Origin of the sequence: Pseudomonas fluorescens, from assembly GCF_041354075.1 — a bacterium.
Lineage (GTDB): Bacteria > Pseudomonadota > Gammaproteobacteria > Pseudomonadales > Pseudomonadaceae > Aquipseudomonas > Aquipseudomonas fluorescens_CE.
This window is the reverse complement of sequence record NZ_JARZGC010000015.1, coordinates 128,175-138,842: the sequence shown is the minus strand read 5'-3', so window position 1 is coordinate 138,842 and position 10,668 is coordinate 128,175. Positions and strand designations below refer to the sequence as shown.

Here is a 10,668-nt window from a genome sequence, read left to right as displayed (position 1 = left end):
GTGAGAGTAGGTCATCGTCAAGATTAAATTCCGAAACCCCTATCTGCGTATGCAGGTAGGGGTTTTGTTTTTGCGCGAGAAAAATGCAGTGAACGCACAACCGTTCGAGGAATTAGCAGTGAGTCATCGCCTTCGTTTTTGGTATGGTGCAGCTCCTTTTTTCACGGACTGATTGCCTGCCCAGGGATCGGCACTTCATTTTCAGTCAAAGAGCCGCTGCAGAAATGCCCGAACCGATACCGATCAAGGATCACGAAAAAGAGACGCGCCTGGTTAACAAAAGACTGATGGCTTGCGCTCTGTTCGTCGCCGCCATCATGTGCACGCTGGTAGGGCGCCTGTATGTGCTGCAGGTGATGGAATTCGACTACCACTCGACGATCTCCGAGAACAATCGGGTCCATGTTTTACCGATCACCCCGACCCGGGGTCTGATCTATGACCGCAATGGCGTGGTCCTTGCCGATAACCGTCCCAGTTTCAACCTGACCATCACCCGCGAACGTGCCACTGACGTCAAGCAAGAGCTGGACGAGGTGGTCGACCTGCTGCACCTGCCGGTTGAAGACCGGGCGCTGTTCGACAAGGCGATGAAGCAGGGGCGACACCCCTTTGTGCCGGTTACCCTGTTTTATGAACTGAGCGAAGAACAGATCGCCGTGCTCGCCGTCAATGAGTTCCGTTTGCCGGGGATCGATGTCGAGCCGCAATTCGTCCGTCACTACCCGATGGGCGAGCACTTCGCGCATTCGATTGGCTATGTCGGCCGTATCAACGAAAAGGAATCCAAGGCGCTGGATTCGGTTGAATACCGGGGGACGCAGTCCATCGGCAAGACTGGCATCGAGAAGTTCTATGAGTCGCAACTGCACGGCCATGTGGGTTATGAAGAAGTTGAGACCAACGCCCAGGGCCGGGTACTGCGGGTGCTCAAACATACGGATCCGGTGCCCGGAAAAAACATCGTCCTGAGCCTCGACGTCAAGCTTCAGCAAGCGGCGGAACAAGCGCTGGGCGACCGCCGTGGTTCCGTGGTCGCGCTCGATCCCTCGACCGGTGAAGTGCTGGCCATGGTCAGCAAGCCCAGTTTCGACCCAAACCTGTTCGTCACCGGCATCAGCTTCAAGGAGTACGCGGCGCTGCATGACTCCATCGACCGTCCGCTGTTCAACCGCGTGTTGAGGGGGCTCTATGCGCCTGGCTCGACGATCAAGCCCGAAGTGGCGATTGCCGGCCTGGACGCCGGCGTGGTCACGCCGCAGACCCGTGTCTTTGATCCCGGTTACTACCAGCTCCCTGACTACGATCACAAGTATCGCAACTGGAACCACAGTGGCGACGGCTGGGTGGATATGGATGCAGCGATCATGCGGTCCAATGACACTTATTTCTACGACCTGGCGCACAAACTGGGCATCGATCGTCTGCACGACTACATGACGATGTTCGGTCTCGGTGAGAAGGTCTCGCTGGACATGAACGAAGAGTCCGCCGGGCTGATGCCGTCCCAGGCGTGGAAGCGTGCCACGCGCCGTCAGGCGTGGTTCCCGGGCGAGACGGTGATTCTCGGCATCGGTCAGGGCTACATGCAGGTCACACCGCTGCAACTGGCCCAGGCCACCGCGCTGATCGCCAACAAGGGCGTGTGGAACCGGCCACACCTGGCCAAGACCGTGGATGGGGTGGCGCCCGTGGATGAACACCCGATGCCCAATATCCTGCTCAAGGACCCGCGCGATTGGGAGCAGGTCAACCACGGCATGCAGATGGTCATGCACGATGCGCGCGGGATTGCCCGGGCAGCGGCGCAGGGTGCCCAGTACCGTATCGCCGGCAAGAGCGGCACGGCGCAGGTCGTGGCGATCAAGCAGGGCGAGCGCTACAACCGCGAGAAAACCCTGGAGCGGCATCGCGACAACGCCTTGTTCGTCGGGTTCGCGCCGGCCGAGCATCCGAAAATCGTCATCTCGGTAATGATCGAAAACGGCGAAGCCGGCGGGCGCGTCGCAGGGCCCGTGGTGCGGCAGATCATGGACGCCTGGCTGCTCGACCAGGACGGTCACCTCAAGCCTCAGTACGCCACGCCGAGCAAAGCGCCGGGCGACCCCCACGTATAATCGGCCACGACTTCGCGGGCGTGCCCGCGAAGTGCGATGCAACACAACGCCGTCAAGTGAGTCGCCTCACATCAAGCGAAGATCACAGTCCCGGCACAGGGCAACTCAAGTCCCCCTCCTGGCACTTCAGGTAGTTCTTGAAGGTCTGTGATCGTGCCTTGGTCAATTCGGTCACGCAGTTGCTGTAGATCAGCGGGTAGACACTGCCACCTTCCACTGCCGAGGCGGAGAACTTGCACTCGGCGTCGCGAAAGCCAATCCAAGCCCGCTGGGCGCCCACCAACAGCTTCTTGCTGTCAGGGTTGGCCTTCAAGCGCGCGGTGATCTGTTGGTACAGCGCATTCAGTTCCTTGTCTGCCGCCTTGTGCTGTTGTGCGGCGCACTGGTTCATCGTCGTCTGGTCGCTGGCGTTGTCGCAATCGACGGCATGGGCTAGGGGGCTGAGCAGCAGTGGCGTCAGCGCCAGGAGCACGCGTGGAGTCATGAAGGTTCTCGCTGAGTCGGGAAAAGACCCGGGCAGTGTAGCGAAGCGTCGGCGGCCAGGCTTGCCTCCTGTGGTGTTCGACCTCGAACTTTGAGGCGAATGTGCGGCCGAATAGGTCAGGCAGCTGGATCGAGATACAACTTTAGGGTTGGACAAGTGGTCTTACGGGCCTACTGTTCAATACAGGAGGTGACTTATGAACCCAGCATCAGATCGCATCGAAAGAAAGATTCTGCTCAAGGCGCCGCGCTCGCAGGTCTGGCGCGTGCTGGCCAACGCCGAAGCGTTCGGGCAGTGGTTTGGCGTGGCCTTGGAAGGCAAGCGTTTTGTCGCCGGCGAGTGGACCCAGGGGCAGATTACGTACCCAGGCTATGAGCACTTGCTGTGGAACGTGCTGGTGGAGCGTGTCGAACCGGAGCGGGTGTTTTCCTTCCGCTGGCACCCTTACGCCGTAGAAACCGAATACGATTACACCCAGGAGCCCACCACGCTGGTGCGCTTCGAACTCGAAGACATGGACGGTGGCACCTTGCTCAAGGTGGCCGAATCTGGTTTTGATCATATCCCCCAGGCGCGGCGTCTCAAGGCCTTCCGCATGGACAGCCGGGGTTGGGATGAGCAGATGAGCAACATCGAAGAGTTTCTCAGGATCAACCTCAAGGCGCATGAACGTCAGGAGAAGTAATCCCGCTGAATCTGGGGCTCCCGGGCTGGTACCCGAGGTGTCTAAGGGTTTTCGGAAGGGGTGCTATAGCGAATGTCCTACACGCGATGGTAGCTATGTCGTCTATTGCCGATTGGATCCGATGCGTAATCTAGCCACATCAACTGGAGCACAGGGAGTGCTTCGGGATCACGGATGATCGACCATCAGCAAGGACTCGCTATCGACAGGGAGTCGACATGGTCTTGGGAAAAACCCGCCTCTGGCGGGTTTTTTTTCGCCTGTCGAAAAGCCGGACGCGCTTCGATCAAACTCCGAGCGTTGCGGCCACCCGGTCAGTGATCTGCGCCCGCTGCTGGCGTGACTGCGCTGTGCGTCGGTGGGCTTCCTCCAGCACGGAGGCGGGCGCCGTCTGCGGGCTGCCCGAGTCGAAGGGCGGCGCCGGCGCGTACTCCAACTGCAATTGCAGCAGTTGCGCGGTGTCCGCGTCGAACAGCTCCGCCGCCAGTGTCAGCGCGAAATCGATGCCGGCGGTGATGCCGCCGCCCGTCAACAGATTGCCATCGCGCACGACCCGATCCTTCACCGGCGTTGCACCCAGCGGTGCGAGCAGGTCGTGATAAGCCCAGTGAGTGGTTGCGCGCTTGCCTTTGAGCAGGCCAGCCGCGCCGAGCACCAACGAGCCGGTGCACACCGACGTGACATACCGCGCCTGGGCCGCTTGAGCGGTGATGAACGCCAGCGTGTCTTGATCTTCCATTAAAGGCCCGACCCCGCTGCCGCCGGGAACGCAGATCACATCCAGCGCCGGGCAATCGGCGAACGTGGCGGTAGGGTGGAGCACCAGGCCGGTGCTCGCGGTAACCGGCAGCAAGTCCTTCCAGATCAGGTGTACCTTCACGTCCGGCAGCGAGGCCAGCACGTCGTAAGGGCCGGTCAGGTCCAGTTGCTGGACTTGCGGGAACAACAGAAAACCGATCTGCAAGGTCATGGTGTTTTTCTCGTGATGTGGGTGGACGGCTTCACTCTAAGCTCGTAGGATTTGGCGTACACGCCAATTACCCCACGAATTACGCCAATCATGACCAAGACCATTCATGTGCTTGCGTTTGCCAATGTGCAATTGCTCGATGTCACCGGGCCCTTGCAAGTGTTCGCCTCGGCCAACGACATTGCCCGCCAGAAAGGCCTGCCCGCGCCGTACGCCCCCACGGTAATTGCCAGCGGTGGTGGGGCGGTGAAGTCGTCGGCGGGGTTGGCGCTGCTGGCCGAGCCGCTGCCCGAGCACGGCAGCGACACCCTGATCATTGCCGGCGGCTGGGGTGTGTACGCCGCCGCGCAGGACGTGTCGCTGGTGGCCTGGGTGCGCGGGCACGCGGCGCTCTGCCGGCGCGTGTCATCGGTGTGCACCGGGGCGTTCCTGCTGGCGGCCAGCGGCTGGCTGGATGGTCGACGGGTGGTGACGCACTGGACCCGTTGCGAGCAGTTGGCGCAACAGCATCCGCAGTTGCGCGTCGAGCCCAATCCGATTTTCATCAATGACGGCCCAGTGTGGACCTCGGCGGGGGTGACTGCCGGCATCGATCTGGCGCTGGCCATGGTCGAAGCCGACCTTGGTCGCAACATGGCGCTGGAAGTGGCCCAGCAACTGGTGGTGTTTCTCAAGCGCCCCGGCGGCCAGTCGCAATTCAGCGTCACCTTGTCACTGCAGAAGGAAGGCAGCCGTTTCGACGAGCTTCACGCCTGGATCAGTGAAAATCTCACCGTGGATCTGGGCATTCCGTCCCTGGCCCTGCAAGCGGGCATGAGCGAACGCAGCTTCGTGCGCCACTACCGCGCCGATACGGGCCAGACCCCCGCACGTGCCATTGAACTGATCCGCGTCGAGACCGCCCGGCGTCTGCTCAGCGATACCGGCGTGCCGATCAAACGGCTGGCGGTGCAATGCGGGTTTGGCAGCGAGGAAACCTTGCGCCGCAGTTTCCTGCGGGCCATGGGCGTGACGCCGCAGGCGTATCGGGAACGGTTTTCGGTGCAGTGAAAGGGGGCCTTGCCGGCCCCCTCGCGAGCAGGCTCGCTCCCACTTTTTTTTGGAGCGATGGCCGACGACACACCCTCAAGGCTGCCAGAAACTCTTTTCGCCGCTGAGCTTGCGGTCCAGGAACGTGGCCGCGCTGATCAGCGCCAGATGCGTCAGCGCTTGCGGGGTATTGCCCAGGTGCCGGGCGTGGCTGTCGAATTCCTCGGCGTACAGACCCAGCGGGTTGGCGTAGCGCAGCAGCTGCTCGAATTCCAGATGCGCCTTTTCCACCTGGCCCGCCCGGGCCAGGCATTCGACGTACCAGAACGAACAGGCGGCGAACGCCCCTTCGGTGCCGTCGAGGCCATCGATTCCGGTGTCGTCGTTGCGATAGCGATAGACCATGCCGTCGCGCACCAGGCTCTTCTCGATGGCTTGCAGGGTCGAGAGCCAGCGCGGGTCCTTGGCGCTGACAAAACGTACCAACGGCATCAGCAGCATCGAGCCGTCGAGGGCGGTGCCGCCGATGTGCTGGACGAAATGCCCGCGTTCCTCGTTCCAGAAGTTGTCCCAGATGTCGGCATAGATCGCCTGACGGGTCTGGTCCCAACGGGCGAAGGGCGCCGGCAACGAGCGCTTGGAGGCCAGGCGAATGGCCCGGTCCACGGCGACCCAGCACATCAGTCGCGAGTGCAGGAAGTGATGCTGCTCGCCGCGCATTTCCCAGATGCCGACGTCTTTCTGCTGCCACGTCTCGCACACCTGGTCGACCACGTTCACCGCGTGTTTCCAGCCTTCGTGGGAGATGGCGTCACCGTACTTGTTGACCAGGTACACCGCGTCCATCAGCTCGCCGAAGATGTCGAGCTGGACCTGATCGTAGGCGTCATTGCCAATACGCACGGGTTGCGCGCCACCATGGCCGGACAGGTGCGAGAGTTCGGTTTCCGGCAGTTCCTGGCGGCCATCGATGCCGTAGAGGATGTTGATTTTCATCGGTTGGCCGTGGCAGTCGCTGACCCGGCCGCGCAGCCAGCGCATGTAGTCGTTGGCTTCCTGGACAAATCCCAGGCGCATGAAGGCATACACGGTAAACGAGGCGTCGCGGATCCAGGTGTAGCGGTAGTCCCAGTTGCGTTCACCGGCGGGGGTTTCCGGCAGGCCAAAGGTCGCGGCGGCAAGGATCGCTCCGTGTTTGCGCGAGGTCAGCAGCTTCAGGGCAAGGGCCGAGCGGGTGACCATTTCCCGCCAGCGGCCTCGGTAGTTGGACTGACCGCTCCAGTCGCGCCAGAACTTCAGGGTGCGCTCAAGGCACAGCTCGGCGGCGCCTTCCTTGAGACGCGGATCGTCGACACCGCCGAGCAGGAACTGTGCGCTCTGGTCCTGCTCCAGGGTGAATTCGGCGAACGCGGCGTGACCCTCGACCCGTAACGGTTGCTCCGATGTCAGGCGCATCGCCGGCTGGCCGCTCGCTTCGAACACCACGTCCTGTTCATCCAGGCGGGCGTGGGTGCTGGCCCGGGCGTAGTCGTGGCGCACGGCGCAACGCAGGTGAAAGGTCGCGCGACCGCTGACCACACGAACCCGGCGCATCAGTACCGGCAGGTCGTCCTCGCTGTCACCGATCGGCAGCAGGTCGGTCACCTCGACCACCGCCCGTTCGCTCAGCCATCGGGTTTGCAGCACGTTGGTGTCGGGCAGGTAGATCTGTTCGCGACGGGCGTCGGGCAGGTCGGGTGCCAACTGGAAAATCCCGGCCTCGGGGCTGTCCAGCAGCGAGCAGAAGATCGACGGGCTGTCGAACTCCGGCCAGCAGAAAAAATCCACGCTGCCCTTGTCGTTGACCAGCGCGGCGCTGCGCATGTCGCCAATGATGCCGTGGGCGTCGATGGCGCTTTGTCGCTCGAAAAGATGATCAGCCATTGCCGCGAAACTCCGGATAGAGGCTCATGCCGCCGTCGATGAACAGGGTGGTGCCAACGATGTAGTCGGAGGCATCGGAGGCGAGAAATACCACCGCGTTGGCAATGTCCTCGACGTCGCCGACCCGCCCGTAGGGAATGAGTTTGAGCAAATCGGCTTCACTGACATCCCGGTTGATTTGCGTTCGGATCGCCCCCGGTGCGATGCCGTTGATGCGGATGCGCTGGTGGCTGACTTCCTGGGCGAGGGTCTGCATCAACTGATCGATGCCGCCCTTGGACGCCGCGTAATTGACGTGGCCGGCCCAGGGAATGCGCTGGTGCACCGAACTCATGTGGATGATCTTGCCGGCCGCGCGGGACACGCCTTCGCGAATGCCCTGGCGATTGAAGATCCGCAGCGCGGCACGGGCACAGAGGAACTGACCGGTGAGGTTGACACCGATCACCTGGTTCCAGTCGGCGAGGCTCATGTCCACGGCGGGCGCGTCTTTCTGCAGGCCTGAGTTGGCCACCAGAATGTCCAGCGTGCCGAACGCGTCGAGGCTCTGCGCGAACAGCCGTTCGACGTCCTGTTCCTGTGCCACATCCGCACCGATGGCGAGGGCACGACCGCCCTGCGCGTTGATCTGCCGGGCCAATTGTTCGGCGGGTTCGGGCTGCGAGTGGTAGTTGATCACCACGGCGGCACCGGCGGCGGCCAGCGCCTTGGCGGCGCCGGCACCGATGCCGGAACTGGCGCCGGTCACCAGCGCCACTTGTTGCTTGAGAGAAATCTGCATGCACATCAGCCTGGGGTTGAGGGCCTTATCTGCTGACTGACGGGGAGTGGCGAGAGTTCAGGTGCAAGCATGAAAGTTTTGTCAGGCTGCTGAGGATGCCGTCCTCTTCAAGAACAGGCTCCCACAGGAATTCGCATTGGCTTTTGGTGTGGCCTTTGATCTGGCCTTTGATCTGGTTTTTGATCTGGCTCTTGATCTGCGCCGTCGGAAGGCCGAGTGGAGGTTCTGCGCAGTGGGCAAACCGGCATGGATGCCGGTTTAGCCGCCGCCGGCCATGGATGGCCGATGGCGGCGGGCCCACGGAGCAGGACCGGAGCGAGGGAACCCTGAGCGTCAGCGAAGGGCCGTACGTCAGGGGATCAGAGCGCTTTGGTTACTTTCGCGCTTTTCGAAAGTGACCCGCCGTAAGGGCGGAACCTTAAGCAGCCGTTACCACAACAACGGATATGTACACCCCCAAAAACAGGGTCGCCTATAAGACCGCCTTCGCTGGCAAGCCAGCTCCCACAGTTAATCGTGTACATCCGCAGAAATAAGGGCGGCTGCGAGGCCGCCATCGCTGGCAAGCCAGCTCCTACAGGTAATCGTGTACACCCGGAGAAGTCAGGCTGGATGCGAGGCCTTCATCGTCGGAACGCCGCCCGGAGCAGGCTCGCTCCCACAGGGAACCTCGTTACCAGCCGCGTCCAGAGCTGACCCAGAAATTCACCGAGAGCGAAGTGGAAACCGATTCCACCTGATGAAACCAGCCCTCCGGCAGAAACAACAGGTCACCAGCCTCCAGCGTCACCCGCAGGAAGGTCACGTCGGCTGCCGACGGAAAACGCTGGTAGTCCGGCGCATCCGGGTTGAAATCACAACCGTCCAGCCCGCCCTGTGGCGCCGTGGACCAGGTGCCCAACGCCGGGCGATGGTGTGGCGCGGCGAGGGTGAAGGTTTTCTGGCCCCAGACCTGGGCGAACAGGTTATCGGTGTCGTCCCGGTGCAGCGGGGTCAGGGTGCCCTTGGGGCCGATCCAGATCCGTGGCGGGATGAACAGCGAGGGATCGAAGTAGGGCGGGTACTTGATCTGTTCCATCAACTGCGCGGGGAGGATGTTGTTGCCCATATAGGCCGGTGGCTCGCCATCGGCGCCCTTGACCGCCGGGGAATCGAGTGAGGCGATGAAGTCGGCCATCGAGGTGGAACGAAAGTCCCGTTCCGTGGAGAAGGTCTTCTTCACGTAGTCGCCATGGCGGGTGATGCCTTGCAACTCGGCGAAGTGCACCAGCGATTCTTCGCGGCTGAGTTTGAACAGCGGCCAGTCCTGCAAGGCGTCGCTGATGATCACCGGTACGCCGTTGGGCAGGTAGCGGCTTTCGAATTCCTGCACCGACAATTCGCGGCGCGGCCGACGCTCCACCGTGCGTTGGGTTGGCAGGCTGGCGGTCAGTTGCTCACTGAAACGCGGTGGGGTCGGGTAACGTTTGTTCATGTCGACCTTTTCCACCACGCCGCCGCCATGGCGCGCATGGTCGATGATCTGCGGCAGCATCGTGGCCAGGCCCATGTTGCCGCCGATCTTCAGGCGACCGCTGGCGAACAGTTCCTCGACATTGGCCATGCCGCCCATGATGCCCAGAAAGTCCTTCTCCGCGACCTCGATGGTGACATCGGGGCTGGCGTGACGTCCGGCCTCGGTACGGCTGCTGGTCTTGACCTCGGACCAGTACACCTGGTGCGGCCCGAACACGAATTGGAAAACGCCTTCGATACCGACGGCGCCGGCGTTGGCGAACAGCTTGCCCAGGATGATTTGCAGGTCCACGGCGGTCACTCTTCTTGGTTTGGGTCTGAACAGGGAACGAAGCCGTGTCGCGCAAATTTATCCAGGCGACCGACTAATTTGCGCCGGTGTCTGCGCGTTCATGGTCAGAGACAACTCTTTTCAAGGTGAACGCGGTGACCAAGCTGACCCTGCTGTGCCTGCCGTACTCCGGCGCCAGTGCGATGGTTTACAGCCGTTGGCGGCGCAAGGTGCCACAGTGGCTCGATGTGCAACCGGTGGAACTGCCAGGCCGGGGTGCCCGCTACGCCGAGCCGTTGCATACCGATATGCGCACGCTGGCGCTGCAATTGGCCAGGGAACAGGGTGCCAGGCTGACAGCACCCTATGCCTTGTTCGGGCACAGTCTTGGCGCCTTGCTTGCCTGCGAAATGGCCCATGCATTGCGGGCCCTGGGCTGTCCGGAGCCCGTGGCATTGTTCGCTTCGGGCACGGCGGCGCCGACGATGCGCGCCGACTACGACCGTGGTTTTGCCGAGCCAAAAACCGATGCACAACTGATCGATCAGTTGCGCACGCTCAACGGCACCAGTGAAGAGGTGCTGGCCAACGAGGAGTTGATGAGCCTGACGCTGCCGATCCTGCGCGCCGATTTTCTCCTGTGCGGGCGCTTCCAGCCAATGCAGCGACCCTTGCTCAAATGCCCGGTGCACGTGCTCGGCGGCAAGGCCGACAAGGCCAGCACCGAACAGCTGATCGGCTGGAGCCGCGAGACCCACGGCAGTTTCTCGGTGGACATGCTGGCGGGCGGGCACTTCTTCATCCACGAGCACGAGGCCAGGGTGCTCAAGATCATCAAGGATCAGCTGGATGTTCATCATCGGCGGCATGCCATGGCGGCCAGCGCCTGACTT

General features: G+C 62.2%; 9 protein-coding genes. 4 read left to right on the top strand and 5 right to left on the bottom strand.

Annotated features, from left to right (window positions below; translation table 11 throughout):
* The first annotated feature begins 224 nt into the window (after positions 1 to 224).
* Positions 225 to 2,117, top strand: a complete 1,893-nt coding sequence (gene mrdA / locus QIW53_RS19035; protein WP_371051184.1) for a penicillin-binding protein 2 — start codon at positions 225 to 227, stop codon at positions 2,115 to 2,117.
* An 82-nt stretch (positions 2,118 to 2,199) separates the two neighbouring features.
* On the opposite strand, the gene QIW53_RS19030 is transcribed toward mrdA, so the two are convergent.
* On the bottom strand, positions 2,200 to 2,601 hold the full coding sequence (locus QIW53_RS19030; RefSeq protein WP_371051183.1) for a lysozyme inhibitor LprI family protein: 402 nt from the start codon (positions 2,599 to 2,601) through the stop codon (positions 2,200 to 2,202).
* Between the two features lie 196 nt (positions 2,602 to 2,797).
* Here QIW53_RS19030 and QIW53_RS19025 point away from each other — a divergent pair, with 196 nt between their 5' ends.
* The gene (locus tag QIW53_RS19025; protein WP_371051182.1) at positions 2,798 to 3,286 is read left to right on the top strand and encodes an SRPBCC family protein; all 489 of its coding nucleotides are present in this window, start codon (positions 2,798 to 2,800) and stop codon (positions 3,284 to 3,286) included.
* Between the two features lie 286 nt (positions 3,287 to 3,572).
* On the opposite strand, the gene inhA is transcribed toward QIW53_RS19025, so the two are convergent.
* Positions 3,573 to 4,256 carry an isonitrile hydratase gene (inhA, locus tag QIW53_RS19020; RefSeq protein WP_371051181.1) on the bottom strand — a complete coding sequence of 228 codons (684 nt, stop codon included), beginning with the start codon at positions 4,254 to 4,256 and terminating at the stop codon, positions 3,573 to 3,575.
* Between the two features lie 90 nt (positions 4,257 to 4,346).
* Here inhA and QIW53_RS19015 point away from each other — a divergent pair, with 90 nt between their 5' ends.
* Positions 4,347 to 5,306, top strand: a complete 960-nt coding sequence (locus QIW53_RS19015) for a GlxA family transcriptional regulator (RefSeq protein ID WP_371051180.1) — start codon at positions 4,347 to 4,349, stop codon at positions 5,304 to 5,306.
* Between the two features lie 75 nt (positions 5,307 to 5,381).
* Here the strand turns inward: QIW53_RS19015 and QIW53_RS19010 are convergent, their stop codons facing one another.
* The 3 genes from QIW53_RS19010 to QIW53_RS19000 all read right to left on the bottom strand — a co-directional run bounded on the left by QIW53_RS19010 (position 5,382) and on the right by QIW53_RS19000 (position 9,796).
* Positions 5,382 to 7,208 (bottom strand): glycoside hydrolase family 15 protein, encoded by a 1,827-nt coding sequence (locus tag QIW53_RS19010; RefSeq protein ID WP_371051179.1) that lies wholly within the window; start codon positions 7,206 to 7,208, stop codon positions 5,382 to 5,384.
* Entirely contained in the window at positions 7,201 to 7,989 is a 789-nt protein-coding gene (locus tag QIW53_RS19005) for an SDR family oxidoreductase (RefSeq protein WP_371051178.1), read from the bottom strand. Before QIW53_RS19005 ends, QIW53_RS19010 begins: the two co-directional genes overlap by 8 nt.
* Before the next feature lie 673 nt (positions 7,990 to 8,662).
* Entirely contained in the window at positions 8,663 to 9,796 is a 1,134-nt protein-coding gene (locus QIW53_RS19000) for a cupin-like domain-containing protein (protein WP_371051177.1), read from the bottom strand.
* 134 nt (positions 9,797 to 9,930) lie between these two features.
* Here QIW53_RS19000 and QIW53_RS18995 point away from each other — a divergent pair, with 134 nt between their 5' ends.
* On the top strand, positions 9,931 to 10,665 hold the full coding sequence (locus QIW53_RS18995) for a thioesterase II family protein (RefSeq protein WP_371051176.1): 735 nt from the start codon (positions 9,931 to 9,933) through the stop codon (positions 10,663 to 10,665).
* The last annotated feature ends 3 nt before the right edge of the window (positions 10,666 to 10,668 follow it).